We start from the raw sequence: 25,614 nt of genomic DNA, 5'->3' as shown, positions 1-25,614 counted from the left end.
CCGAAGGACCCGCCATGAACCCGATCCGCCCCCTCCGTCTCGCGCGCGCCGCGCTCGCCCTCGCCGCGGTGTCCGCGCTCGCCGCCCTCGGTGCCGCGCCCGCCTCGGCGGCCGAGGCGCCGCCGGCCACCGGCTGGGTGCGGGTCGCGCATCTCTCGCCGGACACCAAGTCGGTCGACGTCACCCTGACCGCCCTCGGCGGCGGCGGGGCGAGCTTCGAGCTCGACGGCGTGGCCTACGGCGCGGTCTCGCCCTACTGGACGCTGCAGCCGGGCACCTACGTCGTCGCGATGGTCCCGTCCGGCGCCCCCGAGGGCACCGCCCCCGTCATCGAGCAGTCCGTCGACGTCTCGGCCGGCACCCCGCTGACCGTGGCCGCCCTCGGCCGCAACGCCGTGCTGCGCACCACGGTCTTCACCGACGACCTCACCCCGCCCGCCGACGGCCAGGCCCGGGTCCGTGTCGTCCAGGCCTCGACCACCGCGAGCCAGGTGGACGTCGCCACGACGACCGGCACGCTGCTCGCGACCGGCGCCGCCCAGGGCACCGCCACCGGCTACACCAGCGTCCCCGCCGGCCCGTGGAGCCTCGACCTCTCGGCCGGTGCCGTGACCGCGACGGCCGACCTCGACCTCGCGCCCGGCTCCGTCGCCTCGCTCTTCGTCCTCGACGACGCCTCGAACGGCCTCGTCGTCTCGCCCGTGCTCGACTCGGCCGCCATCGGCGACCTGCCCACGGGCGGCATCCAGACCGGAGGCGGCGCCACCGCCGTGCACGTCGCCTCCACCACGTCCGCCGCCGCGCCGCTCGTCGACGGACTCCTCGGCGTGCTCTCGGTCCTCGGCGTCTTCGCCGCGGTCGCCGGTGCCCTCGCCCTGATCGCGCGCCGCTCCTCGGTCGGCACCGGCCGAGCGAGCTGATGCGCCGCCTCGCCGGAGCGGGAGCCGCCCTCGCGGCGCTCCTGCTCCTGGCCGGCTGCGCCAGCGCGGGGGAGGAGTCCGCCCCCGCGGCGACGCCCGCCTCCTCCGCCGCCCCCGCCACCACGGCGCCGGCCACCCCGTCCCCGGGTGACGCGGGCGCGCTGCAGAACCCGGTCGCCGCCGCCGCTCCCGCGCGCTCGGCGGTCACCCCTGTCCGCGTCGTGATCCCCGCGATCGGCGTCGACTCCACCCTCGAGTCGCTGACCCGCGACGACACCGGCTGGATCCAGCCGCCCGTCCAGGTCGACGAGGCCGGCTGGTACCGGGACGGCGTCGTCCCCGGCGACATCGGCCCCTCCGTCATCGCGGGGCACGTGGACTCGCGGATCGGCCCCGGCGTCTTCCTGGACCTCACGGCCCTCGTCCCCGGCGACACGGTCGACGTGATCCTGTCGGACGGCAGCACGCGCACCTTCTCCGTCACCGGCTCGGTCTCGGTGCCCAAGGAGGACTTCCCGACCGAGGACGTCTACGGCCCGAGCCCGACTCCGCAGCTGCGCCTGATCACCTGCGGGGGAGTGTTCGACGACTCCTACGGCCACTACGTCGACAACGTCGTCGTCTCGGCCGACCGCATCGCCTGACGGTCCGCCGTGACGGCGCGCGACTCGGAGGCGGCGCGCCGTTTCGAGGCGTAGCGTCGAGGACTATGAGCACCTCTTGGAAGCGCTGGGTCCCCGCCGCCGCCGTCCCCCTGGTCGTCGTCGCCGCGGCCGTCACCCTGCCCCTGTCCGCGAGCGCGGCCGGGGACCTCCCGGAGAAGTCCGCCGCCGACCTCCTGACCTTCGTCGCCGAGAGCGACACCACCGCCTTCTCGGGCGAGGTCCAGCAGACCTCCGCCCTCGGGCTCCCCGACCTCTCCGCGCTCGGCAGCACCGGCTCCGGTGCGCAGAGCTCGGACGACGCCTCGGCGACGAGCGCGCTGATGGAGCTCGCGACCGGCTCTCACCAGGCCCGCGTCTTCGTCGACGCCGAGCACGGCGCGCGCCTGCAGGTCCTCGACCGCCTCGCCGAGCGCGACGTCGTCGCGACGAAGGCCGACGGCGTCTGGATCTACGACTCCGCCGAGAACTCCGCGACCCACCTGCTGCCGCCCGCCGGCGACACGGCCGCTCCGCCGACCGAGGCTCCCGCCGGCGAGATCCCGACCCCGTCCTCGATCGCCGAGCAGCTGCTCGCCTCGATCGACCCGACGACCACCGTCGCCGTCGGCTCCGACGTCCGCGTCGCCGGCCGTGACGCCTACGAGCTCGTGCTCACGCCGCGCGACAGCAGCACCCTCGTCGGCTCGGTCACCGTCTCGATCGACGGCGAGACCGGCCTGCCCCTCGGCGTGGCCGTCACTCCCGTCGGCGGCACCGCGCCCGCCTTCAGCGTCGCGTACACGAGCATCGACGTCTCGGCGCCCGACGCCGCGATGTTCTCGTTCACGCCGCCCGTCGGCGCGGAGGTCACCGAGAAGGCCGCACCGACGCACGAGCAGGACCCCTCCACCGACGCCACCGACGTCCCGGCCGCGCCCGAGGGCGACTCCGGCGTCACCACCACCGGCACCGGGTGGGGCTCGATCGTCGAGCTGCCGGCCGGCGACGCCGAGTCGCTCGCCCAGCTGGACGCCGTGACCACGGCCGTCGACGGCGGCCGGGTGCTCTCGTCCGCCCTGTTCACGGTCCTCTTCACCGACGACGGACGCGTCCTCGCGGGCGCCGTCCCGGTCGACGCGCTGACCGCCGCCGCCGGTCGGTGACGACCGGCGAGCTCTCGGTCGAGACCCGGGGCCTCACCAAGCGCTTCGGGCGCCAGGAGGCGGTGTCGGGTCTCGACCTCGCCGTCCCGCGCGGCGCCGTCTTCGGCTTCCTCGGGCCCAACGGCTCGGGGAAGACCACGACCATCCGGATGCTCCTCGCCCTGGCCGCGCCGACCGAGGGCGACATCACCGTCCTCGGCACGGCGATGCCGCGCGGCGCCGCCGAGGTCCTGCCGCGGGTCGGCGCGCTCGTCGAGGGGCCGGGCTTCTACCCGTTCCTCTCCGGCCGCGCCAACCTCCGCCGCTTCGACGCGGCCGAGGCCGGCACCTCCGCGCGAAGCCGCGACAGCCGGGCGGAGGAGGCGCTCGCCCGCGTCGGCCTCTCCGCCGCGGCGGGCAAGAAGGTCGGCTCCTACTCGCTCGGGATGAAGCAGCGCCTCGGCATCGCCGTCGCCCTGCTGTCGCCGCGCGACCTGATCGTCCTGGACGAGCCGACCAACGGGCTCGACCCGCAGGGCACCCGCGAGGTCCGCTCGCTCGTGCGCAGCCTCAACGCCGACGGCACGACGGTCCTCGTCTCGAGCCACCTGCTCGCCGAGATCGAGCAGCTCTGCACCCACGCCGCCGTGATGCGCACCGGCCGCCTCGTCGCGCAGGGCGGGCTCGACGAGCTCCGCGGCGACGCGGCCTCTCTCGAGCTGCTCACGCCCGATGTCGTCGACGCCCAGCGCGCCCTCGTCGAGCTGGGGCTCGCACCTCGGCTCGTCCCCGCCGAGCACCCGATCGATCCGCCTCTGGTGGTCGCCGCGATGCCGACGACCGCCGCCCCGGAGTCCGTGGTCGCGTCCCTCGTCACCGCGGGCGTCCGGGTGCGCGGCTTCTCCGTCCGCCGCCCCTCGCTCGAGGAGCGCTTCGTCCAGCTCACCGGGGAGGGCTTCGATGTCGAGCGCTGAGACCACTGCGGCCGCCGCTGCCACCAACACCGGCGCCCCCGCCCGTCCGCGCCGCAGCCTCGGCATCGGCTCGCTCCTCGCCTCCGAGCTGGCCCTGCTCTTCCGGCGCCGCCGCACCTGGGCGCTGCTCGCCGCCCTCGCGGCCATCCCGATCCTGCTGGCGGTCGCCGTGCGGCTGTCCGGCGGCGACGGTGGCGGGCCCTCGTTCGTCGGCGCGATCGCCGGCAACGGCCTGTTCACCGGCTTCGCGGCGATCACGGTCGCGGTCCCGCTCTTCCTGCCGCTGACCGTCGGCGTCGTCGCGGGCGACGCGATCGCGGGGGAGGCGTCGCTCGGCACCCTGCGCTACCTGCTGGTCAGCCCGGTCGGGCGGATCCGGCTGCTCGCGGTCAAGTTCGCCGCCGCGATCGCGTTCTGCCTCGCCGCGGCGCTGACCGTGATGGTCGTCGGCATCCTGATCGGCCTGGCGCTCTTCCCGGCCGGCCCGGTCACCCTGCTCTCGGGCACGACCGTCCCGCTCGCGGACGCCGTCGGCCGCGCGCTCGCGATCGCGGTCTACGCGGCGCTCTCGCTGGTCGGCCTCGCGGCGATCGGCCTGTTCGTCTCGACGCTCACCGACGTCCCGGTCGGCGCGATGGCCGCGACCGTCGTCGTCTCGATCGCGGCGCAGATCGTCGGCTCGCTCTCGCAGCTCGACGCCCTGCACCCGTTCCTGTTCACCGACCGCTGGTTCGACTTCGCCGACCTGCTCCGCGACCCGATCGCCTGGAGCTCGTTCGGCGAGAACGCGCTCCTGCAGCTCGCCTACGTCGCCGTCTTCGGCTCGCTGGCGATCGCGCGCTTCACCACCCGCGACGTCCTGTCCTGAGCCGCCCGGAACGACGGAGGCCGCCCTCCCCGCAGCAGCGGGAGGGCGGCCTCCGTCGTTCCGGGCGGCCGGGCGTCAGCCCTGCGGCGTGATGCCGAAGGTGACGGAGCCGCCCTCGTCCACCTGCGCGTCGAGCACCTTGTCGCCGAGGGCCACGGAGGCGGCGACGTCGAGGAAGACCCGCGCACCGTCCTGCTCCACGACCGCATCGGTGGTCTCCGGGGCCGGCGCGACGGCGACGGCGAAGTTGCGGGCGTCGAGGTCGTCGCCGCTGATGCGGAGTCCGCCCTCGACGGGGGTCTCGGTCTGACCGGTGATGGTCTTGACGACGGTGCTGGCGTTGTCGGTGAGCGTGAGCATCGGGTCGTTCCTTCCGTCCGTGATCGATGAGGGAGCCACGATGCCGAGATCGGCGGCCCGTCTCAACCCGGAGCCGCGGACGTGGAGGGGATGCACACCTCCGCGTCCCTCGCAGCAAGCCGCGGCAAGGTTTGCCTTGACGCGGAAAGTTGCCGCAAGCTACCGTGGCCGTCACGCGCACCCGCGCTCTCGACGACGAGAAGAGGACGACCCCGATGAGCTTCCCCGCCCGCCGCGTCACCCTCAGCGACGTCGCCGCGGCGACCGGCGTCTCCGTCGGCACCGTCTCGAAGGCGCTGAACAACCGCGGCCAGCTGAGCGGCGACACCCGCGGGCGGATCCTCGCCGCCGCCGCCGAGCTCGGCTTCGCGCTGCCGGCCGCCGCGAGCGGGCCGGCCCCGGAGCAGCGGGTGCTCACCATCGGCCTGGTGACCTCCGACGACATCGGCCGCTTCAGCATCCCGGTGATGTGGGGGCTCGAGGACGCCTTCCCCGCCGAGCAGGCCTCGGTGCTGCTGAGCAACTCCCGCGGCGACCGGGTCCGCGAGCGGCACTGCGTCGAGATCCTCGCGGCCCGCGGGGTCGACGCGATCGTGGTGATGACCAACCTCACCGGTCCGCGCCCGGCGCTGCCGGCGACCAGCGTGCCGATCGTCTACGTGATGGGCTCTTCCGACGACCCGGCCGACATGTCCGTCGTCGTCGACCAGACCCAGGGCATCCTGCTCGCTCTGGAGCACGTCGCCGCGCTCGGCCGCCGCGACATCGCCTACGTCGCCGGGTCCCGGCTCGACTACTCCGCCCGGATCCGCGCCGAGGCGGTCCAGGAGCACGCGCCCTCCTTCGGCCTGCGCCTGGTCGGCGACCGCTCGCTCTACGGCAACTGGACCGAGACCTGGGGCCGTCAGGCCGCGCAGATGCTGCGCCAGCGGGTCGAGCCGGTCGACGCGGTGCTCTGCGGCAGCGACGAGATCGCCCGCGGAGTGGCGGACGGCCTCCGCGAGGCCGGCGTGAGCGTCCCGCGCGACGTCGCGATCGTCGGCTTCGACAACTGGGCCGCCGCGGCGATGAACTCCCGTCCCGCGCTCACCACGGTCGACATGAACCTCGAGGAGCTCGGCCGGGCGGCCGGCGCCCGCGCGCTCGAGGCCATCGACGGCCGCCCCCGCGCCGGGATCGAGGCGCACCCCTGCCAGCTGATCGTCCGCGACTCCACCTGATCCCGCGCTCACCCGCCCACCGCACGCACCCGACCGCCCGCTCCGACCGAACGACGAGGGATCGATGACGCACTCTCCTCTCCGCCTGCTCGACCCGCACCTGCCCGACCTGACCCGCCGCCGCGCGCTCGCCCTCGGCTGCGCCGGCCTCGCTGCCGCGCTCGGCCTGACCGGCTGCTCCGCCGTGCTGCCCGAGGCCGACGTCTCGGCGCCCTCGTTCGCCGCCGCCCCGAGCGGCACGATCCGGTTCTGGTGCCGCAGCGTCGCCTTCACTCCGGCCCAGCTGATCGTCGAGAAGTACCACGCGGCGCAGAGCGCGGTGCGGGTCGAGCTGACCGTGCTGCCCGAGGGGCAGATGGTCACCAAGCTCGCCACCGCGATCCGCGCGAACGCCGTGCCCGACGTCGTCGCTCCCGACTCGGTCACCACGCCGGTCTTCAGCTCCCGCGAGGCGCTGACCGACCTCACCCCGCTGATCCAGGCGCTGCCCTACGCCGACCGCCTCAACCGGCCGCTGCTCGACGTCGCCTCCTACGACGGCAAGGTCTACGGCCTGCCCGCCCTCTCCAACGTCTCGCAGCTCTTCTGGAACAAGCGCCTCTACGAGCAGGCCGGCCTCGACCCGGAGCAGGGACCGACCGACTTCGACCAGTACCTGACCCACGCCCGGGCGCTCCAGCGGCTCGACGGCGTCTCCGGGGTGACCTTCACCGGCAACTCCGCCGGCATCCTCGGCTACGTCGTCCAGCCGCACTTCTGGGCCGACGAGAGCCCCTTCTACGACGGCGTCGTCGGCCGCCAGAGCGCGACCGTCGCGGGCAACGAGCCGCTGCGGCGCACCCTGGAGCTCTACCGCACCTTCGAGCAGGAGGGCCTCGCCCAGCCCGGCGCCTCCGCCGACAGCGGCACGGCCTGGGGCAAGGACTTCCTCGACGGCACCGTCGGCCTCTTCCCCGGCTCCTACGACCTGATCGTCGGCGGAGCCACCCCCGAGTTCCTCGGCGACCTCGGCGTCAGCGCGTTCCCCGGCCCCGACGGCGGCGTCTCGCAGTTCTCCGGCGGCGCGGTGCTCTCGATCCCGCGCGGCGCGAGGAACCCCGAGGCGGCCTGGGACTTCATGCGCTTCGTCACCGAGCTCGAGCAGCAGTCCGAGCTCGCCGCGCTCGGCTGGTACCCGGTGCGCGACGACGTGCTCGAGACCGGCTTCGTCGACGAGTTCCCGCTGATGGTCCCCGGGATGGAGCGGATGAACGAGGGCTTCGCCGCCCCGACCACCCTGTACACCCAGCTCACCAACACCGTGCAGTCCCCGTGGCTCGCGATGTTCCGCGGCGCGGTCTTCGGCGACGACGACCTCGACGCGGTCCTCGACCGCGGCCAGGAGGAGACGGCCCGCGTCCTGGAGGTGAACCAGGCATGAGCGTCGCCCTCGGAAAGAAGGACGCCCGCACCGGGCTCCTGATGATCCTGCCCGCCCTCGTGCTCGTCGTCGTCTTCGTCGTCGTGCCGCTGATCTTCGCGGTGGTGATCTCGGTGACGGACTGGCCGCTGGTCGGCACCGTCGGCTTCGTCGGGTTCGACAACTACGCGACCGCCTTCTCGGACACCACGTTCTGGGCGTCCGTGCTCTACACGCTCGGCTTCGCCGTCGTCTCGACGCTGCTCGGCATCGTCGTCGGCTACCTGCTCGCCGTGCTGGTGCGCTCGAACCGGCGCGGGGCGGGGATCATCCGCACCGCCGTCTTCGTGCCCTACGTGATCGGACTCACCTCGCTGAGCTTCGTCGCGCTGCTCGAGTTCCGCCCCGACAGCGGCGCGCTCGACCAGGTGCTGATGGCCCTGGGCCTCACCGACGCACCCACCGCCTGGCTGCTCGACGCGACGAGCGCGACGACGCTGATCGTCCTCCTCGGCGCCTACGTCGGCTCCGGCTTCACGATGATCGTCTTGATGTCGGGCATGCAGGGCATCGACGACGCCCTCTACGAGTCCGCGGCGATCGACGGCGCCGGCCGGTGGAAGCAGGAGTTCCTGGTGACGGTGCCGCTGGTGAAGCGCTACCTCGGGCTGCTCAGCGTGCTCGGCTTCGTCGGCGCGATCCTCGCCTTCACCCAGTTCTACGTGATCACGGGCGGCGGGCCGGGCACCGGCACCCTCACCGTGATGCTCTACGTCTACAACAAGGCCTTCGGCGATCTGCAGGTCGGCTACGCGACCGCGCTGTCGTTCGTGGTCGTCGTCATCGCGGCCGCGCTGACGCTGCTCCAGTTCCGCGTGATGAAGGACGACTGATGCCCCCTCGCACTCCGACGCCCACCCGCCCGCCGGCGCCCGCCGCCGCCCCGGTGCCGGCGCGTCGCCGCAGCACCCCCGCCGCCCGGCTCCGCACCGTCCTCTACGTCGTGCTCGGCACGCTGGTCTCGGTCGCGTTCGTCGCGCCGGTCGCCTGGTCGATCCTGCGCTCGTTCCAGCCCGGCGCGCAGATCGTCGCGCCCGCCGCCGAGCAGTCCTTCTCGAACCTGACCCTCGACAACTACACCGGCCTGCTCGGCTCGATCGGCGCGGGGACCTACATCGTCAACTCGCTGATCATCGCGCTCGGCACCGCCGTGCTCAGCGTGGTCGTGACCACCCTCGCGGCCTACGCGCTGGTGCTCTTCCCGTTCCGCGGCTCGAACGTCGCCTTCGGCCTGATCCTGCTGACGATGATGGTGCCGTTCCAGGCGGTGCTCACCCCGCTCTTCCTCGAGATGAACGCGCTCGGCCTGACCGACACGCACCTCGGGATCATCCTCTTCTACCTCACCTTCAACCTGCCGTTCGGGGTGTTCCTGATGCGCAACTCCTTCGCGCAGATCCCGCGCGAGGTGACCGAGGCCGCGCGGATCGACGGGGCCGGGCCGTTCCGCATCCTCTTCTCGGTGCTGCGGCCGATGATCGTCCCGGGTGTCGCCACGGTCTTCCTCTTCGCCTTCCTCGGCGCCTGGAGCGACTTCCTCGGCGCGCTGACCTTCCTCACCCGGCAGGACCTCTTCACGCTGCCGGTCGCCATCCAGAACATCTCCTCCGGCGCCTTCGGCCAGACCGACTTCGGCTACGTCATCGCCGGCGCGGTGCTGCTGATGATCCCGTGCCTGCTGCTCTACGCCGCCATCCAGAAGTACTACGTCCGCGGTCTCGTCGCGGGCGCCGTCAAGGGCTGAGAGGTCTCCCGTTGCCCCGCACCGCCCCCGCCGTCCGCCCCGTTCGCCGCTTCCCGCTGCGCTCCGTCCGCCTGCTGCCGAGCGCCTTTTCCGACGCTCAGGCCACGGGCCTGCGCTACCTCCTCGCGCTCGACCCCGACCGCCTGCTCGCGCCGTTCCTGCGCGAGGCCGGTCTGCCCGCGGCGGAGGGCTACGGCAACTGGGAGTCGGACGGGCTCGACGGGCACGTCGGCGGTCACGCGCTCTCGGCGAGCGCGCTGATGCTCGCGGCCACAGGCGACGCCGCCGCGCGCGAGCGGATGGAGACCCTGCTCGACGGGTTCGAGCGGGCCCAGGACGCGGTCGGCACCGGCTACCTCGGCGGCGTCCCCGGCGGGCGCGCACTGGGGGAGGAGCTCGCCCGCGGCGAGGTCGACGCCGACCTCTTCACCCTCAACGGCCGCTGGGTGCCGCTGTACAACCTGCACAAGACGCTCTCGGGGTTGCTCGACGCCGCGTCCGCCGGCGGCTCGGAGCGGGCGCTCGCGATGGCCGTGCGGTTCGCGGACTGGTGGCTCGGCGTCTCCGCCGGGCTCGACGACGACGCCTTCGAGGCGATGCTGCACGCCGAGTTCGGCGGGATGAACGAGGCGTTCGCCGATCTCGCGGAGCAGGTGGCCGCCGCGGACCCCGGCGACTCCGAGCGCGCCGCCGCCTACCGCGCCGAGGCCGCGCGCTTCTCGCACCGCGCGCTGCTCGACCCGCTGCTCGAGCGGCGCGACGCGCTCGACGGGCTGCACGCGAACACCCAGATCCCGAAGGCGGTCGGCTACGCGCGCCTCGGCGGCGAGCAGCTGCCGGCCGCGCGCTTCTTCTGGGAGCGGGTCACCGGCGAGCGCACCGTCGCGATCGGCGGCAACAGCGTGCGCGAGCACTTCCACCGCGCGAGCGACTTCACGCCGATGATCCTCGACCGCGAGGGCCCCGAGACCTGCAACACCGCCAACATGATCGAGCTGAGCGGTGTCCTCTTCGAGGCGGGCGGCGAGGAGCGCTACCTCGACTACGTCGAGCGCGCGCAGTACAACCACCTGCTCTCCTCGCAGCGTCCCGACGGCGGCTTCGTCTACTTCACCCCACTGCGCCCGGCGCACTACCGGGTCTACTCGGCGCCGCACGAGGGGATGTGGTGCTGCGTCGGCACCGGGCTCGAGAACCACGCCCGCTACGGCGAGCTGGTCTACGCCCTCGTCGGCGACGAGTCGCGCGACGGTGACCATGCGCAGACCGGCGACGACCTGCTGATCGCCCTCTACCTGCCCTCGACCCTCGACGCCCCGGAGCACGGGCTGCGCGCGCGGATCGACACCGCCTTCCCGCAGGCGGACGACGTGACCATCACCGTGGACCTGGAGCGCGCCGGCGCCGTGCGGCTCCGCCGGCCGTCGTGGGCGGAGTCGATGACCGTGACGGTCGACGGCGCAGCGCTCGACACCGCGGCCGTCGAGGGCTTCGTCCGCACCGCCGTCCTGGCGCCCGGCCGCCACGAGATCCGGATCGTCTTCGCGCTCGGCTTCCGCGCCGAGCCGCTGCCCGACGGCTCCGCCTGGTCGGCGTTCTCCTACGGCCCCGTCGTGCTCGCGGCGAGGACCGACGACGCCGACCTCGACGGACTGATCGCCGACGGCCGGCGGATGGCGCACGTCGCCGCGGGCCCGCTCCGCGACCTCGCCACGACCCCGGTCGTGACCGGGGGAGTCGGCGCCGTCGCCCTCCTCGACCGCGCGACCCTGACCGCCGAGCTGCGCACCGACGCCGGCCCGGTCCGCCTCGAGCCGTTCTCCGCACTGCACGACAGCCGCTACACGCTCTACTGGCCCAGCGGCTCCGACTCCGCCGCGCGCCGGGCCGAGCTTGCCGCGCTCGACCGCGAGGCCGCCTCCGCAGCCGCGGTGATCGACTCCGTGACCGCGGGCGAGCAGCAGCCCGAGTCGGACCACGCCTTCGTCGGGCACCGCAGCCGCGCGGGCGGCGCCGACGGCGTGCACTGGCGCAGCGCCGAGGGCCCGGACGGCTGGTTCGGCTACACCCTCGTCGATCCGTCGCAGCGCGCCGCCGTGCTCCGCGTCCTGCTGCGCGACCGCGACGGCGACGGCGAGCACGAGCTCCGGATCGACGGCCGCCCGCTCGGCGAGCCGCTCGCCGTCCGGACGCTCGACGACGCCGTCGAGGTGGAGTACGCGATCACCCCGTCGACGGGCGAGGACGGTCTGGTCGAGTTCTCGCTGCACGCCGTCGGCGCCGGGCCGACGGGCGATCTGCTCGCGGTGTCGCTGGTGGCGGAGCCGGCGGGAGCGGGAGAGTAGGGCGATCCGGCGCGCCCGCGCCCTGCGAGACTGTCCGGATGCACCCTGCCGACGCCTGCCCGTGCGGAAGCCGCCGCCACTACGCCGACTGCTGCCGCCCCGCCCACCTCGGCGAGACGCCCTCGCCGACCGCGGAGCGCCTGATGCGCAGCCGCTACAGCGCGAACGTCCTCGGCAGCGCCGGCTACCTGCTGTCCAGCTGGCACCCGTCCACCCGCCCGAAGCGCGTCGACCTCGACGACGACGTCCGCTGGCGGCGCCTGCAGATCGTCGACACCTCGTTCGGCGGCGAGGACGACGCGGAGGGGCTCGTCGAGTTCCGCGCCTCCTACCGCTCCTCCGAGGGGCCGGGGCTGGTGCACGAGCGCAGCCGCTTCCTCCGCGAGGACGGCCGCTGGTACTACGTCGACGGCGATCTGCTCGGCGACGGATCCTGACCACCCCGGCCGTGCGGAGCGCGAGCGGCCTACCCTGGGGAGATGGCCAAGGACTTCCGCCGGGCGGACCACGCGTCCCGCTACGAGCTGCACCAGGACGGGGCGCTCGTCGGCGTCCTCGACTTCCACGAGAACGACGAGAGCGTCTCGCTCGTGCGCTCCTTCACCTCGCCGCCGCACCGCGGCCAGGGGCTGGCCGGTGAGCTGGTCGCCTTCGCCGTCGACGACATCGAGGCGACGAGCGGCCGCAGCATCGTGCCGATGTGCTGGTACGTCGGACAGTGGTTCGACCAGCACCCCGAGCGGGCGCACCTGCTCACCCGCGGCGCGCAGGCGTAGGCCGAGGCTCTAGGTCCTGACGATCGGCTCGACCCCGGCGAGGTCGGGCCCGAGCCCGATGTCCACGAGCCGGATCCGGCCGACGTAGGAGCGCGCGGGCTCGAGCAGCAGCCCCGCCTTGATCGCCCCGAAGGTCACGGTCACGTCGGCGGGCAGGACGGTCTCGTCCGGTACCGCGCCGTCGTCGGGCCCGATCCCGCTCGGCAGATCCACGGCGACCACGACGGGCGCGTCCTCGCGTCGTCCGAGCGCCTCGATCACCGTCGCCACCACCTCGCGCGGCCGCCCGCGCAGCGCGGGCTCCGCCGTGCCGATGCCGAGGATGCCGTCCACGATCACGTCCGCGCGGGCGACCGCGGCCGCGAGGGCGGCCGGGTCGTCGGCCGCGACGCGGCCGCAGCCGTCGTCCAGCGCGACGGCGAGTCCGCGCTGGTGCGCCCGGTCGGCGGTCAGCACGAGCGACACGTCGCTGCCGGAGGAGGAGATCTCGGCCGCCGCGTACAGCGCGTCCCCGCCGTTGTTCCCCGGCCCGACCAGCACGAGCACGCTGCCCGCGCCGCGCCGGTCCCGGCGCGTGCTGAGCGCGGCCCGCAGCTCCCGCGCGAGCCCGTCCGCTGCCCGCTGCATCAGCGGCTCTCGACGCGCCAGATGCGGCGCCTCGGCGGCCCGCACCTGCGCGGAGGAGTATCCCTCGGCCATCCCTCCACTGTGCGCCCCGCCGGCCCGCACAGCAACCCGCCCCACCCCATTCGCAGCCCGACCGCCCCCTCCGGTCGAGCACCCGAGTCACGCCGGTCGACCAGCCCGGGCCAGGCCGCTCGAGCAGCCCGACCCGTGCTGGTCGAGTAGCCCCGCAGGGGCGTATCGAGACCCACCGTCACCCGAAGGACGGGTCTGCAGACAGGCCTTCTGACGCTGGAGGATCTCGATACGCCCGCTCCGCGGGCTACTCGATCAGCATGCGGAGAGCTCTGCTGGCGGATTCAACGGCACGACGTCCCGCCGCATGCTGGTCGAGTAGCCCGCAGGGCGTATCGAGACCCGCGCCGCCGGGAGCGGCCTGCCCTGCATGCTGGTCGAGTAGCCCGCAGGGCGTATCGCGACCCGCCCGCCGCGACCCGCCCCCGCGCTCACCCCGCCAGCACCGCCCGGTCCGCCTCCTCGACGATCGCGCGCATCGCCGCCTCAGCCGCCTCACCGTCGCCCTCGGCCACCGCAGCGGCGACCGCCCGGTGCAGCCCCACCGCCTCCGAGTCCGCCTCGCGCGGCATCAGCGCGTGCCGCGTGCGCCCGGCGAGCACCGCCGCGACGAGGTCGCCGAGCTGCGCGAGCATCGGATTCCCCGACGCCGCCAGCAGCGTCCGGTGGAAGACGACGTCGGCGGCGAGGTAGGCCGCCTGATCGGCCGCCCGAGCGTGTTCGGACATCCCGCCCGCCGCCTCGGCGAGCGCGATCCGCTGCCCGGCCGTCGCGTGCTCCGCCGCGAGCCGCGCCGCCAGCGGCTCGACACCGAGGCGCAGCTGGCTCAGCCGATGCAGCTGCACCTGCCGATCCGGCCCGTCGAGGCTCCAGCCGATGACCCGCGGATCCAGCGCGTTCCAGCACTCCGGCGGCTGCACCCGCGTCCCCGCCCGCCGCCGCGAGACCACCAGCCCGAGCGACTCCAGCACGCGCACCGCCTCGCGCATCACCGAGCGGGAGACCCCGCGGCGCTCCGCCCGCTCGTCCGCGCTGAAGGCGCTCCCGGGCGCCAGTGCGCCCTGCACGATCTGCGACCCGAGCTCGTCGAGCACCGCCTCGTGCAGCGAGCGCGGTCCGTCCATGCCCTCAGTATTCCGGCGCTCGCCTCGCCCGACCAGCTATTCGTCGGACATAATCGAGGTCATGACCGCATCGGCCAGTCCCTCCGCCACTCCCGTCCGCGCCCTCGTCGTGATGGGCGTCTCCGGCAGCGGCAAGTCCACGATCGCCACCCTGCTGGCCGACCGCCTCGGCTGGACCTTCGTCGAGGGCGACGAGCTCCACCCCGCCGCGAACGTCGCGAAGATGGCCGAGGGCGTCCCGCTCGACGACGAGGACCGCGCCCCCTGGCTGACGACGATCGCGGCCCGCGTGGACGCCCTCGTGAGCGGCGGCGACTCCGTCGTCGTCACCTGCTCCGCCCTGCGGCGGCGCTACCGCGACGTGCTCCGCCGCGACGACCTCGTCTTCGTGCACCTCGCCGGCACCCGCGAGCTGATCGCCGACCGCCTCGGGGCGCGCACCGGCCACTTCATGCCGCCCGCCCTGCTGGATTCGCAGTTCGAGGCCCTGGAGCCGCTCGGCGACGACGAGCGGCACGTCACCGTCGACCTCGCGGCCGCCCCCGAGGACGAGATCGCGCAGATCGTCGAGACCCTGGGCCTGCAGGCCGCCTAGCCCAGCAGTCCCTCGAGGCTCGCCGCCGGCAGCCCGAACGCCTCGGCGACCGCCGCGTTCACGACCTGCCCGTCGTGCGTGCTGAGCCCCTTCGCGAGCGCCGGATCCGCCGCGAGCGCCGCCTTCCAGCCGCGGTCCGCCAGCGCGACGACGTAGGGGAGCGTCGCGTTCGTCAGCGCCCGCGTCGACGTCTCCGGCACCGCGCCGGGCATGTTGGCGACGCAGTAGTAGACGCTGTCGTGCACCGCGAAGACCGGGTCGTCGTGCGTCGTCGGCCGCGATCCCTCGAAGCAGCCGCCCTGGTCGATCGCGATGTCGACCAGCACCGAGCCCGGCTTCATCGTCGCCACCATCTCGTCCGTCACGAGCTTCGGCGCCCGCGCACCCGGGATCAGGACCGACCCGATCACCAGGTCCGCCTCCGCCATCTGCGCCGCGATCTCGTACGTCGAGGACGCGCGCGTCTGGATCCGCCCGTCGAAGCGCGCCTCGAGCTCGCGCAGCCGGGGGATCGACAGGTCCACCACGGTCACGTCGGCGCCCATGCCGAGCGCGTTCGCCGCCGCGTGCTCGCCGGCCACGCCGCCGCCGATCACGACGACCTTGGCCTTCGGCGTCCCGGGCACTCCGCCGAGGAGGGTGCCGCGCCCGCCGGCCGCCCGCATCAGGTGGTAGCCGCCGACGGTGATCGAGAGCCGCCCGGCGACCTCGCTCATCGGCGAGAGGAGGGGCAGGTGGCGATCGGGCAGCTGCACGGTCTCGTAGGCGATCGCGGTGGTGCCGGCGGCGAGCAGCGCATCGGTGCACGCGCGGGAGGCGGCGAGGTGCAGGTAGGTGAAGAGGATCTGCCCGGAGCGCATCCGCGGGTACTCCGCCTCGATCGGCTCCTTGACCTTGACCACCAGGTCGGCCTCGCCCCAGACCTCGTCCGGCCCCGCGACGATCCGGGCGCCGGCGGCGGCGAAGTCCTCGTCCGAGACCCGCGAGCCGAGCCCGGCGCCCGCCTCGACCAGCACCTCGTGCCCGCGCCGCACCAGCTCGTGCACTCCGGCGGGCGTCGCCGCCACGCGGTTCTCGTTGTTCTTGATCTCGGTGGGGATGCCGATGCGCATGACTGCTCCTTCGCGGTGGACTGCCCCTATCGTGCGAAGATCATGTTTCGAACGGGAGAACATCCGCAGGATCGTCGAGAATCGGAATGTTCACCGCAGGATCCGCGATCAGAAGGAGCCGTGCCGCCATGAGACCGCAGGATCTGCACGACCTCGGCGACCTCGATCCGATCGACCGGACCCTCGTCCGCCTGCTCCGCGCCGATGCCCGCACCCCGAACAGCCGCCTCGCCGAGCAGGCGGGCATCGCGCCCTCCACCTGCGTCTCGCGGGTGCGCTCCCTCGTCGAACGCGGCATCATCACCGGCTTCACCGCCGAGCTCGACCCCGCGGCCCTCGGGCTGACCCTGCAGGCACTGATCAGCGTCAACATCCGCGCCGGTCAGCGGCAGGCGATCACCCGGTTCGCCGAGGAGATCCGCGCGCTGCCCGAGGTCGTGCAGCTGTTCTTCCTCGGCGGCTCCGAGGACTTCCTCCTCCACGTCGCCGTGCGCGACTCGAACGACATCCGCGACTTCGTGGTGTCGAACCTCTCGGCGCATCCGGCGGTCGCCTCGACCCGGACGAGCCTGGTCTTCGACCATCACCGGAAGGGACCGGCGCTGCCGGAGTGACGCGGTGCGCATCAGAGGATGCCGACGCTCAGTGCGCGCCGAGCCTCGGTGTGCGTGGGGCTCAGTGCGCGCCGGGGCTCAGGTCGCCGCCGCCGCGCTGGGTCAGCCCGGGGATCCGCCGCGCGAGCCCGGCGATGTGCTCCTCCGCGATCTCGATCCGGGTGTCGCGCAGGCGCTGGCGCAGCAGCGCCTCGACGTCCTCCTCGGGCCGCAGCTCGGCATCGCCGGCGACCTGCAGCAGGATGCCGCGGAGCTTCTCGTCCAGGGGTGCGTCGTCGCTGCCGTGCTGAATCGGGTGGTCCTGCGATGCGTTCGTCATGTCCCCATGCTGCCACCGTCCGCGCGGCCCGCACGGCAGGATGGCCGCATGCCGTTCTCCCGCGCCGAGCTCGCCTCGTACCGCGACCGCACCGTCGAGGACCTGCTCGACGGCGACGTCCGCCTCCTCTTCGTCGGCATCAACCCCGGCCTCTGGACGGCCGCGACCGGCGCGCACTTCGCCCACCCCGGCAACCGCTTCTACCCGGCCCTCGCCGCCGCCGGCATCCTCGACCGCGTGCTCCGCGTCTCCGAGGGGATGACCGCCGAGGATCGCCGCGCCCTCGCCGACCGCGGCGTCGGCATCACCAACCTCGCACCCCGCGCCACCGCCCGCGCCGACGAGCTCACGCCGGAGGAGCTGCGCGCCGGCGCCGAGCGCCTGGTCCGCACCGTCGAGCGCGTCCGCCCCGCCGCCGTCGCGATGGTCGGCATCACCGCCTACCGCGCCGCCTTCGGGCGGACCAGGGCGCGCCAGGGGCGGCAGGACGAGCCGATCGCCGGCGCCCCGCTCTGGGTGCTGCCCAACCCCAGCGGCCTGAACGCGCACGACACCGTCGCGTCGCTGGGGCTGGCCTACCGCGAGCCGGCCGTCGCCGCCGGAATAGTCCCCGACCCTCGGAGGTTGCAAAGTGCATGAGTACGCATGAAATTAAGTTCGGTGTCGACACCTTCGGCGACGTCACGGCCGCGGCCGACGGCACGCTCCTCTCGCACGGCCAGGTCCTGCGCGACGTGGTGGCGGAGGGCGTCCTCGCCGACGAGGTCGGCCTCGACTTCTTCGGCGTCGGCGAGCACCACCGCGCCGACTTCGCCGTCAGCGCCCCGGACGTCGTGCTCGCCGCGATCGCCGCGAGGACGGAGCGCATCCACCTCGGCTCCGCGGTCACCGTCCTCTCCTCCGACGACCCCGTGCGCGTCTACCAGCGCTTCGCCACCCTCGACGGGCTCTCGAACGGCCGCGCCGAGGTCATCCTCGGCCGCGGGTCCTTCACCGAGTCCTTCCCGCTCTTCGGCCTCGACCTCTCCCAGTACGAGGTGCTCTTCGAGGAGAAGCTGGAGCTGTTCCACGAGCTCGTGCAGGGCGGCCCGGTCACCTGGCAGGGCACGGTCCGCCCGGCCCTGACCGAGCAGAGCGTGTACCCGACGATGGAGGGCGACCGCCGCCTGCGCACCTGGATCGGCGTCGGCGGCAGCCCCGAGTCGGTCGTCCGCGCCGCGCGCTTCGGCTTCCCGCTGGTCCTCGCGATCATCGGCGGCGCCCCCGCCCGCTTCCGCCCCTACGTCGACCTCTTCGGCCGCGCCCTCGACCAGCTCGAGCAGCCGCGCCTGCCCGTCGCCGTGCACTCGCCCGGCTTCATCGCCGACACCGACGAGGAGGCGCACGAGCTCTACTTCGGCCACTACAAGGGCATGCTCGACTCGATCGGCCGCGAGCGCGGCTGGGCCCCGCTCACCCGCGAGCGCTTCGCCGAGGAGGCGGGACCCGACGGCGCGCTGCACCTCGGCTCTCCCGAGACGGTCGCCCGGAAGATCGCGAACACGGTCGGCGCCCTGGGCATCGACCGCTTCGACCTCAAGTACAGCGCCGGCACCCTGCCGCACGCCGCCATCATGCGGAACATCGAGCTCTACGGCACCCGGGTGATCCCGCGCGTCCGCGAGCTGCTCGCGGACCGCTGACCCGAGTCCGGACGCCGACCCGCACCCGGGCGCCGTGGAGCGTGCGCACTGCGCGCTCCCACCGGGCGCCCGGGCGGCGTCGATATGCTCGGAGACCGGGCGTTCACCCGCCGCCCCCGACCCTCCGGAAGCACATGCCAGACAGCCACGCCGCCCGCACCCCCTACGAGGTGCTGGGCGTCCCCGCGAGCGCGTCGGAGGACGAGCTCAAGCGCGCCTACCGCCGCCTGCTCCGCGAGACCCACCCGGACACCGGGGGAGACGCGGCCTCGTTCCACGCCGTGCAGGTCGCCTGGGAGCGGATCGGCAGCGCCGGCGCCCGCGTCGACTACGACCGCGGAGCGCCCGCCCCCGGAGCCTCCTCGCACGCGCCGTACACCGGCTCGCCCCGCCAGCAGACCGCGTCCTCGGTGCGCGCCCGCTCCTACGGCCACCCGGGTGGCGCCGCTCGCGAGTACTACCTCCGCCTCGTCCGCGAGTGGGTCGGCCGCGGCGTCGAGATCGACGACCCCTTCGACCCGGCGCTGGTGCGCTCCGCCCCCCGCGAGGTCCGCTCCTGGCTGGCCAAGGCCCACGCGGAGGAGGCGACGGCCTCCCTGGTCGGCGCCCTCGGCATCGCCTTCACGATCTGGAACGACGTCGCCGTCGGCGACGGCGGCGTCAAGATCGACCATCTGGTGCTCGGCCCGTCCGGCCTCCTCGCCCTGACCTCGGCCGACTGGGGCGAGCCCGTCCGCCTGCGCAAGGGCGAGGTCGAGGGTGCCGGCCTGGCCGAGGACGAGAAGCCGCTCGCCTCGCTCTCGAAGGCCGCCCGCCGCCTCGGCCGCGAGCTCGGCGTCCGCTTCTCCGCGAGCGTGATCGTCGTCCCCGACGACGCCCTCGAGCAGCCCTACGAGCAGGTCGAGCGGGGTCGCCACGCGGGAGACGTGCTCCTCCGCCGCTCCCTCCTCCCGCAGCTGCTGCGCTCCGGCACCGACGACCCGCGCCTCGGCGGCTACGGCGAGTCCTTCGAGGTCCGCACCCGCGTCCAGAACCGCGTCCGCTTCGTCTGACGCGCGACGCCGCTAGCCCGCCCCCGCACGGCGGGCAAGGGGCTGTCGGCAGCACCCGTCCCCGCCCGACGATGGAGCCGAACGATGGACGCCTGCCCTCCGGCACGGCGACGACGACGACGACGAGCGGAACGAGGCGGACGATGGTGCGATTCGGCTACACCCTGATGACCGAGCAGAGCGGCCCGAAGCAGCTGGTGGGCTACGCGGTCGATGCCGAGAGGCACGGCTTCGAGTTCGCGGTCTCGAGCGACCACTACTCGCCCTGGCTGACTGAGCAGGGCCATGCCTCCTACGCCTGGACCATGCTCGGCGCGGTCGCGCAGGCGACCTCGACCATCGAGCTCGCCACCTACGTGACCGCGCCGACCATCCGCTACCACCCCGCCGTGATCGCGCAGAAGGCGGCGACGCTCGCGATCCTCTCCGACGACCGCTTCCTCCTCGGCCTCGGCTCGGGCGAGAACCTGAACGAGCACGTGGTCGGCGAGGGCTGGCCCGCCGTCTCCGCACGCCAGGACATGCTCGAGGAGGCGGTGCACATCATCCGCGCCCTGCACACCGGCGAGCTGGTCACCTGGGAGGGCGACTACTTCCGCGTCGACTCCGCCCGGATCTGGGACCTCCCGGACAAGCCCGTGCCGATCGGCCTCGCCGTCTCGGGCGAGAAGTCGATCGAGCGCTTCGCCCCGCTCGGCGACCACCTGATCACCACCGAGCCCGAGGCCGAGCTGATCTCGCAGTGGACCGCCGTCCGCGGCGCCGACGCCGCTCCGTCGCGCTCGATCGGGCAGATCCCGATCTGCTGGGCGCCGGACAAGGAGCAGGGGATCGCCCTGGCGCACGAGCAGTTCCGCTGGTTCGCGGGCGGCTGGTCCGTCAACGCCGACCTGCCCACCCCGGCCGGCTTCGCCGGCGCCAGCCAGTTCGTGCGCCCGGAGGACGTCGCCGAGTCGATCGCCTGCGGCCCGGACCTCGACGAGCTCGCCCAGAGTGTCGTCCCCTTCATCGAGGCCGGCTTCACCGACATCGCCTTCGTCCAGGTCGGCGACGCCCTGCAGCAGCGCTTCCTCGACGAGGTCGCGGAGGACCTCCTCGAGCGGGCGCGCGCGCTCGCTCCCTGAGCGCCGAGACTCCCTCTCCCTGCTGATCGAACAGCTCAGGCAGCGGCCCGCCTTCATGCTGATCGAGTAGCCCGCGGAGCGGACGTCTTCATGCTGATCGAGTAGCCCGCGGAGCGGGCGTCTTCATGCTGATCGAGTAGCCCGCGGAGCGGGCGTATCGAGATCCACCACCGTCCGCACCTGAGCCTGCATACCGCCGTGCTGGTGACGGCGGGTCTCGATACGCCCCTGGCGGGGCTACTCGACCAGCATGACGCGGCGCAGCCGCGTCCCTTTCGCTCACCACCGAGACGCGAAGCGGCTTCGCCGCTCGATACGCGGCTGCGCGGCGACTCGACCAGCACGAGACGGATGCGACCCGTCCACGTCACCCTGTGACGACGATCGTGACGGTGCGGACGGTGTTCGTCGTGCCGGTGTCGCTCGCGGTGAGGGTGTGGCTGCCCGGCGTCGCGAGCGCGGGAGGAAGAGTGACCTCGGTGACGAAGGCGCCGTGCTCGTCGGTGACGACGGAGGTGAAGCGTGCTCCGCTGTCGAGCCGGAATCCGACGCTGGTGGTGATCGGCCAGCCTGCACCCGTGAGGGTCAGCGTCGGACTCCCGGCGGAGATCGTGGTGCGCAGAGCGGTCACGGAGGGCCCTGACGCCGGCGCGGGCGCGGCGGGCCGATCGAGATCGACGGCGAGGCTGATCACCTCGCCGTGACGAGCGGCGACGATCTGCGTCCGTCCGCCGGCCGCCTCCGGGGAGAGGGTCAGTGTGAAGGCGCCGTCGGCGCCGGTGGTGACGGGGTCGGAGAGGTCCGGACCGTCGCCGTACCCCTCGGACATCCCCGGAGGCAGATGCCGCAGGACGACGGAGGTGCCTGCGGGGACGATTCCGGTGACAGTGCGTCCGTTCACGTGGAGGTCGTCGAACGCGAGTGGGACGGTCGTCGCGGCACCGGCGGTGCTGATGCTGAGCAGGTGCTCGGTGCGCGTGTACTCCCCGCTGTCGGTCGGAGACGTCCACAGCCGGTACTCGCGGGTCGTCCCCGGTCCCTGGAACGGGGTCGGCCCGGAATCGCAGCGCCAGAGGCCCTCCTGGTCGACCTTCTGCGCACCGCAGACGACGGCGCCCGTCGCCTCGTCGGTGACCCTCACGAACGTGACCGCCGTCCCCGTGCCCTTCAGCAGGGACACCGTCTGCTCCGCCGAGCGCCCGCCGGTGGTGGTGAAGGCGGTCGGCAGGTCGGTGCGGGTGATCGCATGGACCACCTCGACGGGGTCGACGGAGGGGACGACGAGGGCGTTCTTCGACGGGTCGAACAGGCGCAGGCTGTTCTCGGCGTGCTCGTACAGGTCCAGGGTCTCGTTCGTGATCGACCCGAACTGCGCCTCCGCGGCGCCGTGATAGGCGTCCGGGTCGATCGGACGCGTGTTCACCGAGGGCAGCTCGTCCACCGAGACCGTGTGCTTGACGGACCCGCACTGGGTCAGGCCTCCCTTCTCGTTCACCGACTCGACCCACTGCGCACGGAAGTCGGTGAAGGTCTTCCCGGCGTTGACCTCATCGGTGAGCACGCGGATCGTCTTGCGCAGGTCCTGGAAGCCCGCCTGCCAGGTCAGCTGGAGCGCCTCGTTCGCGGCGACCTGGATGTCGTCGATCGCGCCCTGCACGGACGGCGGCAGCGTCTCCGCGGTGTACCCCTGCGCGACCGCATCCAGCACGATCCGCGACTGCGCGAACCGGGCCCGGTAGGCGATCTGGTCCTGCGCCAGCCGCACCGCGGTCAGCTCCTTCTCGGCCGCGACCCGCGTCATCCGCGACAGCGCCTCGTGTGCCGGCCACTGGAACGCGTCGATCAGCTTCTGCCCCGGTGACTCGCACTCCGCGGGGTCCGACCCGCGCAGCCACAGATCGAGCATCGCGATCACCAGCGCCACCGGACCCAGCTCCGGGAACGCCAGTGCCACCAGACCCACGACCGCCTCCGCCAGCTGGAACCCGTCCTCCGTCTCGGCGAAGTTCCGCAGGTTCAGCACCGTCCCCAACCCCACCGCGAGCGGACCCATCTCCGGGACCACCACTGAGGCCACCCCCGAGACCGCGACCGCGTCCGTCAGCGCGTCCGAGTCCCCGCTGAACGCATCGACCAGTCCCTTCACGGCGAACACCGCGTTCGCGATGCCCTCGCCGCTCCCGACCGAGCCCCGCATCAGCTCGGACGCCGTCGCCTCGAACCCCTTCCACACGCTCGCCCGCGCCTCAACAGGCACGTACTCCCCGCCGAACCGCTCCGCCAGCGCCGCCATCCGAGCCGCCGCAGCGTCGTCCGCCAGACCCGCCTCCGGCGCCAGGCCCTTCCCGGAAGGCGACTGCTCCTGCCCGGGCGGGCCCGTCTCCGCAGCCGGTCTCTCCTCGGGCGACGGTTCCTCCTCCGGCGCGGGACCCTCCGGAGCGGGACCCGGGACCGTCCTCGGGCGGGCCGCGGTCGAGCCGGCGCCGTCGACGGCGCTCGGGCTCAGGTCGCAGAGGACGCACAGGACGTCCGCGGCCGCCGGTGCCGGTTCCTCGGGGCTGTTCGTCCGCGACCAGACGGCGGCGAGGGTCGTCTCCCATCGGAGGTAGGGGGACCTGAGCGGATCCATGAGGTCGATGTGCCCGATCGGCCCGGCCTTCTCGAACGACCCGACGTTGTTGAGGAGCGTCCCGGCGCCGTTCCTCCGCACCATCGGCTCGTATTCGGCGCGGGCCGGGATGTGCAGTTCCTCGGCGATCCTGATCTCGGTGGGGTGCTGCGTCACGAGCCGGTCGAGGGCTCGCGTTCGACGCCCGAGAGCATCGCGGACGTGCTCGGGTCCGCTCTCCGCGCCCTGCTCCTCCGTCGTCGCCCGCATCAGTGCGAAGTTCAGGAACGGATTCGGGCCCCGCGCGAAGTGGGCCTCCCCGTAGGAGTCGTCGCGCCCCGACTCCGCTGCAGCCTCCTCCCCGGGATCTGCGGGGTCGGGACTCAGGAGCCAGTCCTTCACCGCCGCGAGACCGCGCGGTCCTCCCTGCGTCACGAGCTCGTCGACCAGGCTGAAGACCCGCTGATCCTTCTCCGGAGTGCCGGGCGTCCCCAGGTCGCCACTGCGCACCGGGGTGGGGATCGAGAGCTTGAACTCCTTCCCGACCTGTGCGCCGGCGAGCGCCTGGACCGAGTGGTACAGCTCGTGGGCGAAGGTCGCCGTCGGTGAGAAGGCGCGGATCTGCCCGGTCTCCTCATCGAAGTACGACGAGATGCGGTCCGGGTCGAAGGTGAGGAACGAGTCGGACCCGGTTCCAGTGATGGCGTGCTCCCTGCTCAGACGGGAGGACGACCAGCTGTCCCCCGGGACGACGAGGACCCGGATGTCGGAGACGTCGCCGTTGACCTGCAGGAACCTGTTGCCCTTCACCTCGCTCGCCCCGAGGAGGTCCGGCACCACCTCGACGAGGCTCTTCGACGGCTCCGCCGTCAGGAGCTCGGACAGCATGGAGCTCACGAGCCGCTGGGTCCGCAGGCCCTTCGGCGAGATCGCCATCCCCCCGACACCGCTCGGCTGAGTGGCGACCGCGATCCCCGGAGCGACCTCCCACGCCTTGTAGACGAGACCTGTCCTCGGACTCTTCACGAGGCTGAAGGAGGCGGGCGGCAGCTCGCTGCCAGCCGGTGAGCCGCCGCCGGGCGCGGCCGACGCCCCGCTCCCCGAGATCAGGACGCTGACGACCGCGATCGCCGCGACGGCTGCGCTCATTCGCCCCGTTCGTCCACGGTCCCGCCGCGTCGATCGGGGGAGGGGGATCGATGCTGCCAGACGCAGGATCGGAGCTGAGAGAACTGACATGCCCTCATCATAAAAATCCGCCGAGCCGCCGCGCAGAGCGGTGGCGCGCGATCACGGGCCGAGCGCGAGACCGGTGAGCAGGTGCCGTCAGAAGCCGCGGAGCCGCTCGATCTCGCGCCGATCGCGCTTGGTCGGGCGGCCGGCGCCCCGGTCGCGCTCGATGATCGCGGGGGCCGCCTCGCGCGGCGGCGGCGGGGGAGTGCGGTCCTCGAAGCACTCGGCCGCGACCGGCGCGCCGACCCGCTTCACGATCAGGCCGCGGACGACGAGCTCGCGGTCGAAGCCGCCGATGCGGGCGCGGACCTCGTCGCCGACCTTCACGGTCTGCGCGGCCTTGGCCCGCTCGCCGTTCACCCGGACGTGACCGGCCCGGGCGGCCGTCGTGGCGGCGGAACGCGTCTTGTACACGCGGACCGCCCACAGCCAGGCATCCACGCGGACGGAGCCGGTCACCGGGATCTGCATCCGTCCAGTCTACGAAGCCATGATGGGGGTGGTCCCATCGACGAGGGATCCGCGGCCTCACCGGCCGCCGACCGAGGAGGTTCACCATGAGCACGTACCACAGCTACGGCGAGGACACCGGCGAGGGCGTCCCCACCCGCGGAGCGCCCGAGCACAGCGGCTCGCCGTCCGAGCTGCGCGAGAGCCCCTTCCCGCACGCCGGACTCGAGTTCCTCCTGGTCCCGTCGGGTCACGAGGAGTGGCAGGTCCGCCACCCGGACGGCCGCGCGGTCGGCGTCCTCGCGATCATCTCGCACAGCGGCGAGGAGGGCGAAGCGGTCTTCGTCACCCGCCGTGTCGGCTCCGACGAGGCCGTCGCCGAGGGCACCGACTGGCGCGGCATCGTCACCGCCGTGATCAACGACGAGGCGGCCGACGAGCGCGTGCAGGGCAGCCCCGACCCGGCGCTGGACTACACGCGCGGCGGCCTGCTGCACCGCGGTGCGGCCGACGTCGAGGACCAGGTCTGAGCGGTCGCGCCTGAGCGGGC

Annotated in this window: 26 protein-coding genes; 19 read left to right on the top strand and 7 right to left on the bottom strand. The window is 73.5% G+C overall.

Annotation, left to right across the window (positions count from 1 at the left end):
* Positions 1–14 precede the first annotated feature (14 nt).
* The 5 genes from EDF45_RS09610 (at position 15) to EDF45_RS09590 (ending at position 4,548) form a co-directional block, all read left to right on the top strand.
* Positions 15–920 (top strand): DUF4397 domain-containing protein, encoded by a 906-nt coding sequence (locus EDF45_RS09610; RefSeq protein ID WP_123735924.1) that lies wholly within the window; start codon positions 15–17, stop codon positions 918–920.
* Positions 920–1,564, top strand: a complete 645-nt coding sequence (locus tag EDF45_RS09605) for a class F sortase (RefSeq protein WP_123735923.1) — start codon at positions 920–922, stop codon at positions 1,562–1,564. Before EDF45_RS09610 ends, EDF45_RS09605 begins: the two co-directional genes overlap by 1 nt.
* A 65-nt stretch (positions 1,565–1,629) precedes the next feature.
* A complete protein-coding gene (locus EDF45_RS09600) occupies positions 1,630–2,727 on the top strand; it encodes a hypothetical protein (protein ID WP_123735922.1) in 1,098 nt (365 codons plus the stop codon).
* Positions 2,724–3,680 (top strand): ABC transporter ATP-binding protein, encoded by a 957-nt coding sequence (locus EDF45_RS09595; protein ID WP_123735921.1) that lies wholly within the window; start codon positions 2,724–2,726, stop codon positions 3,678–3,680. The genes EDF45_RS09600 and EDF45_RS09595 overlap by 4 nt, the downstream gene beginning before the upstream one ends.
* Positions 3,667–4,548 carry an ABC transporter permease gene (locus EDF45_RS09590; RefSeq protein WP_123735920.1) on the top strand — a complete coding sequence of 294 codons (882 nt, stop codon included), beginning with the start codon at positions 3,667–3,669 and terminating at the stop codon, positions 4,546–4,548. The genes EDF45_RS09595 and EDF45_RS09590 overlap by 14 nt, the downstream gene beginning before the upstream one ends.
* Before the next feature lie 75 nt (positions 4,549–4,623).
* On the opposite strand, the gene EDF45_RS09585 is transcribed toward EDF45_RS09590, so the two are convergent.
* The gene (locus EDF45_RS09585) at positions 4,624–4,908 is read right to left on the bottom strand and encodes a hypothetical protein (protein ID WP_123446096.1); all 285 of its coding nucleotides are present in this window, start codon (positions 4,906–4,908) and stop codon (positions 4,624–4,626) included.
* Between the two features lie 215 nt (positions 4,909–5,123).
* Between EDF45_RS09585 and EDF45_RS09580 the strand changes: the two genes are divergently transcribed.
* The 7 genes from EDF45_RS09580 to EDF45_RS09550 all read left to right on the top strand — a co-directional run bounded on the left by EDF45_RS09580 (position 5,124) and on the right by EDF45_RS09550 (position 12,452).
* Positions 5,124–6,128 carry a LacI family DNA-binding transcriptional regulator gene (locus EDF45_RS09580; protein ID WP_148060254.1) on the top strand — a complete coding sequence of 335 codons (1,005 nt, stop codon included), beginning with the start codon at positions 5,124–5,126 and terminating at the stop codon, positions 6,126–6,128.
* Positions 6,129–6,192: 64 nt separating this feature from the next.
* Positions 6,193–7,548, top strand: a complete 1,356-nt coding sequence (locus tag EDF45_RS09575) for an ABC transporter substrate-binding protein (protein WP_123735918.1) — start codon at positions 6,193–6,195, stop codon at positions 7,546–7,548.
* Positions 7,545–8,420 (top strand): carbohydrate ABC transporter permease, encoded by an 876-nt coding sequence (locus EDF45_RS09570; RefSeq protein ID WP_123735917.1) that lies wholly within the window; start codon positions 7,545–7,547, stop codon positions 8,418–8,420. The genes EDF45_RS09575 and EDF45_RS09570 overlap by 4 nt, the downstream gene beginning before the upstream one ends.
* On the top strand, positions 8,420–9,331 hold the full coding sequence (locus tag EDF45_RS09565; RefSeq protein ID WP_123735916.1) for a carbohydrate ABC transporter permease: 912 nt from the start codon (positions 8,420–8,422) through the stop codon (positions 9,329–9,331). The genes EDF45_RS09570 and EDF45_RS09565 overlap by 1 nt, the downstream gene beginning before the upstream one ends.
* An 11-nt stretch (positions 9,332–9,342) precedes the next feature.
* Positions 9,343–11,676 (top strand): glycoside hydrolase family 127 protein, encoded by a 2,334-nt coding sequence (locus tag EDF45_RS09560; RefSeq protein ID WP_260312100.1) that lies wholly within the window; start codon positions 9,343–9,345, stop codon positions 11,674–11,676.
* Between the two features lie 38 nt (positions 11,677–11,714).
* Entirely contained in the window at positions 11,715–12,113 is a 399-nt protein-coding gene (locus EDF45_RS09555) for a YchJ family protein (RefSeq protein ID WP_123446101.1), read from the top strand.
* Between the two features lie 42 nt (positions 12,114–12,155).
* Positions 12,156–12,452, top strand: a complete 297-nt coding sequence (locus EDF45_RS09550; protein ID WP_123706542.1) for a GNAT family N-acetyltransferase — start codon at positions 12,156–12,158, stop codon at positions 12,450–12,452.
* A gap of 9 nt (positions 12,453–12,461) precedes the next feature.
* On the opposite strand, the gene EDF45_RS09545 is transcribed toward EDF45_RS09550, so the two are convergent.
* Together EDF45_RS09545 and EDF45_RS09540 are read right to left on the bottom strand one after the other, a co-directional pair.
* A complete protein-coding gene (locus EDF45_RS09545; RefSeq protein ID WP_123735915.1) occupies positions 12,462–13,151 on the bottom strand; it encodes an NAD(P)H-hydrate epimerase in 690 nt (229 codons plus the stop codon).
* 431 nt (positions 13,152–13,582) lie between these two features.
* Positions 13,583–14,275, bottom strand: coding sequence for a FadR/GntR family transcriptional regulator (locus EDF45_RS09540; protein ID WP_123735914.1), 693 nt, complete (start codon positions 14,273–14,275; stop codon positions 13,583–13,585).
* 61 nt (positions 14,276–14,336) lie between these two features.
* Here EDF45_RS09540 and EDF45_RS09535 point away from each other — a divergent pair, with 61 nt between their 5' ends.
* Positions 14,337–14,870: a gluconokinase gene (locus EDF45_RS09535; RefSeq protein WP_123735913.1), complete on the top strand. Its 534-nt coding sequence runs from the start codon at positions 14,337–14,339 to the stop codon at positions 14,868–14,870.
* Here EDF45_RS09535 and ald read toward each other — a convergent pair.
* Positions 14,867–15,982 carry an alanine dehydrogenase gene (gene ald / locus EDF45_RS09530; protein WP_123446106.1) on the bottom strand — a complete coding sequence of 372 codons (1,116 nt, stop codon included), beginning with the start codon at positions 15,980–15,982 and terminating at the stop codon, positions 14,867–14,869. The two genes, EDF45_RS09535 and ald, sit on opposite strands and share 4 nt — an antisense overlap.
* A 128-nt stretch (positions 15,983–16,110) precedes the next feature.
* Here ald and EDF45_RS09525 point away from each other — a divergent pair, with 128 nt between their 5' ends.
* Positions 16,111–16,596 carry an Lrp/AsnC family transcriptional regulator gene (locus EDF45_RS09525; protein ID WP_123446107.1) on the top strand — a complete coding sequence of 162 codons (486 nt, stop codon included), beginning with the start codon at positions 16,111–16,113 and terminating at the stop codon, positions 16,594–16,596.
* Positions 16,597–16,657: 61 nt separating this feature from the next.
* Here the strand turns inward: EDF45_RS09525 and EDF45_RS09520 are convergent, their stop codons facing one another.
* Positions 16,658–16,915 carry a hypothetical protein gene (locus EDF45_RS09520; protein WP_123446108.1) on the bottom strand — a complete coding sequence of 86 codons (258 nt, stop codon included), beginning with the start codon at positions 16,913–16,915 and terminating at the stop codon, positions 16,658–16,660.
* A 48-nt stretch (positions 16,916–16,963) separates the two neighbouring features.
* Between EDF45_RS09520 and EDF45_RS09515 the strand changes: the two genes are divergently transcribed.
* The 4 genes from EDF45_RS09515 to EDF45_RS09500 all read left to right on the top strand — a co-directional run bounded on the left by EDF45_RS09515 (position 16,964) and on the right by EDF45_RS09500 (position 20,773).
* Positions 16,964–17,554 (top strand): mismatch-specific DNA-glycosylase, encoded by a 591-nt coding sequence (locus tag EDF45_RS09515; protein ID WP_123735911.1) that lies wholly within the window; start codon positions 16,964–16,966, stop codon positions 17,552–17,554.
* Positions 17,551–18,597 (top strand): LLM class flavin-dependent oxidoreductase, encoded by a 1,047-nt coding sequence (locus EDF45_RS09510; protein WP_123735910.1) that lies wholly within the window; start codon positions 17,551–17,553, stop codon positions 18,595–18,597. The genes EDF45_RS09515 and EDF45_RS09510 overlap by 4 nt, the downstream gene beginning before the upstream one ends.
* A 134-nt stretch (positions 18,598–18,731) precedes the next feature.
* Complete coding sequence (locus tag EDF45_RS09505; protein ID WP_123735909.1) at positions 18,732–19,649, top strand: J domain-containing protein; 918 nt, start codon at positions 18,732–18,734, stop codon at positions 19,647–19,649.
* A 143-nt stretch (positions 19,650–19,792) separates the two neighbouring features.
* Positions 19,793–20,773 (top strand): TIGR03557 family F420-dependent LLM class oxidoreductase, encoded by a 981-nt coding sequence (locus tag EDF45_RS09500; protein WP_123446112.1) that lies wholly within the window; start codon positions 19,793–19,795, stop codon positions 20,771–20,773.
* 367 nt (positions 20,774–21,140) lie between these two features.
* Here EDF45_RS09500 and EDF45_RS09495 read toward each other — a convergent pair whose 3' ends face one another.
* On the bottom strand, positions 21,141–24,530 hold the full coding sequence (locus EDF45_RS09495; protein WP_123735908.1) for a hypothetical protein: 3,390 nt from the start codon (positions 24,528–24,530) through the stop codon (positions 21,141–21,143).
* A 177-nt stretch (positions 24,531–24,707) separates the two neighbouring features.
* Positions 24,708–25,085 carry an RNA-binding S4 domain-containing protein gene (locus EDF45_RS09490; RefSeq protein ID WP_123446113.1) on the bottom strand — a complete coding sequence of 126 codons (378 nt, stop codon included), beginning with the start codon at positions 25,083–25,085 and terminating at the stop codon, positions 24,708–24,710.
* Between the two features lie 86 nt (positions 25,086–25,171).
* Between EDF45_RS09490 and EDF45_RS09485 the strand changes: the two genes are divergently transcribed.
* Positions 25,172–25,594 (top strand): hypothetical protein, encoded by a 423-nt coding sequence (locus tag EDF45_RS09485; protein ID WP_123735907.1) that lies wholly within the window; start codon positions 25,172–25,174, stop codon positions 25,592–25,594.
* Positions 25,595–25,614 lie beyond the last annotated feature (20 nt).

Origin of the sequence: Rathayibacter sp. PhB186 (genome assembly GCF_003751825.1) — a bacterium.
Taxonomy (GTDB): domain Bacteria; phylum Actinomycetota; class Actinomycetes; order Actinomycetales; family Microbacteriaceae; genus Rathayibacter; species Rathayibacter festucae.
The sequence above is the reverse complement of the archived record's forward strand: the minus strand, read 5'-3'. Positions and strand labels throughout refer to the sequence as shown.

What these genes read in the sequence shown, in the direction of transcription:
- EDF45_RS09610 (WP_123735924.1), top strand. Translation starts at nt 15, where the DNA reads ATGAACCCGATCCGCCCCCTCCGTCTCGCGCGCGCCGCGCTCGCCCTC.
- EDF45_RS09605 (WP_123735923.1), top strand. Translation starts at nt 920, where the DNA reads ATGCGCCGCCTCGCCGGAGCGGGAGCCGCCCTCGCGGCGCTCCTGCTC.
- EDF45_RS09600 (WP_123735922.1), top strand. Translation starts at nt 1,630, where the DNA reads ATGAGCACCTCTTGGAAGCGCTGGGTCCCCGCCGCCGCCGTCCCCCTG.
- EDF45_RS09590 (WP_123735920.1), top strand. Translation starts at nt 3,667, where the DNA reads ATGTCGAGCGCTGAGACCACTGCGGCCGCCGCTGCCACCAACACCGGC.
- EDF45_RS09585 (WP_123446096.1), bottom strand. Translation starts at nt 4,908, where the DNA reads ATGCTCACGCTCACCGACAACGCCAGCACCGTCGTCAAGACCATCACC.
- EDF45_RS09580 (WP_148060254.1), top strand. Translation starts at nt 5,124, where the DNA reads ATGAGCTTCCCCGCCCGCCGCGTCACCCTCAGCGACGTCGCCGCGGCG.
- EDF45_RS09575 (WP_123735918.1), top strand. Translation starts at nt 6,193, where the DNA reads ATGACGCACTCTCCTCTCCGCCTGCTCGACCCGCACCTGCCCGACCTG.
- EDF45_RS09570 (WP_123735917.1), top strand. Translation starts at nt 7,545, where the DNA reads ATGAGCGTCGCCCTCGGAAAGAAGGACGCCCGCACCGGGCTCCTGATG.
- EDF45_RS09565 (WP_123735916.1), top strand. Translation starts at nt 8,420, where the DNA reads ATGCCCCCTCGCACTCCGACGCCCACCCGCCCGCCGGCGCCCGCCGCC.
- EDF45_RS09555 (WP_123446101.1), top strand. Translation starts at nt 11,715, where the DNA reads ATGCACCCTGCCGACGCCTGCCCGTGCGGAAGCCGCCGCCACTACGCC.
- EDF45_RS09550 (WP_123706542.1), top strand. Translation starts at nt 12,156, where the DNA reads ATGGCCAAGGACTTCCGCCGGGCGGACCACGCGTCCCGCTACGAGCTG.
- EDF45_RS09545 (WP_123735915.1), bottom strand. Translation starts at nt 13,151, where the DNA reads ATGGCCGAGGGATACTCCTCCGCGCAGGTGCGGGCCGCCGAGGCGCCG.
- EDF45_RS09540 (WP_123735914.1), bottom strand. Translation starts at nt 14,275, where the DNA reads ATGGACGGACCGCGCTCGCTGCACGAGGCGGTGCTCGACGAGCTCGGG.
- EDF45_RS09535 (WP_123735913.1), top strand. Translation starts at nt 14,337, where the DNA reads ATGACCGCATCGGCCAGTCCCTCCGCCACTCCCGTCCGCGCCCTCGTC.
- ald (WP_123446106.1), bottom strand. Translation starts at nt 15,982, where the DNA reads ATGCGCATCGGCATCCCCACCGAGATCAAGAACAACGAGAACCGCGTG.
- EDF45_RS09525 (WP_123446107.1), top strand. Translation starts at nt 16,111, where the DNA reads ATGAGACCGCAGGATCTGCACGACCTCGGCGACCTCGATCCGATCGAC.
- EDF45_RS09520 (WP_123446108.1), bottom strand. Translation starts at nt 16,915, where the DNA reads ATGACGAACGCATCGCAGGACCACCCGATTCAGCACGGCAGCGACGAC.
- EDF45_RS09515 (WP_123735911.1), top strand. Translation starts at nt 16,964, where the DNA reads ATGCCGTTCTCCCGCGCCGAGCTCGCCTCGTACCGCGACCGCACCGTC.
- EDF45_RS09510 (WP_123735910.1), top strand. Translation starts at nt 17,551, where the DNA reads ATGAGTACGCATGAAATTAAGTTCGGTGTCGACACCTTCGGCGACGTC.
- EDF45_RS09505 (WP_123735909.1), top strand. Translation starts at nt 18,732, where the DNA reads ATGCCAGACAGCCACGCCGCCCGCACCCCCTACGAGGTGCTGGGCGTC.
- EDF45_RS09500 (WP_123446112.1), top strand. Translation starts at nt 19,793, where the DNA reads ATGGTGCGATTCGGCTACACCCTGATGACCGAGCAGAGCGGCCCGAAG.
- EDF45_RS09495 (WP_123735908.1), bottom strand. Translation starts at nt 24,530, where the DNA reads ATGAGCGCAGCCGTCGCGGCGATCGCGGTCGTCAGCGTCCTGATCTCG.
- EDF45_RS09490 (WP_123446113.1), bottom strand. Translation starts at nt 25,085, where the DNA reads ATGCAGATCCCGGTGACCGGCTCCGTCCGCGTGGATGCCTGGCTGTGG.
- EDF45_RS09485 (WP_123735907.1), top strand. Translation starts at nt 25,172, where the DNA reads ATGAGCACGTACCACAGCTACGGCGAGGACACCGGCGAGGGCGTCCCC.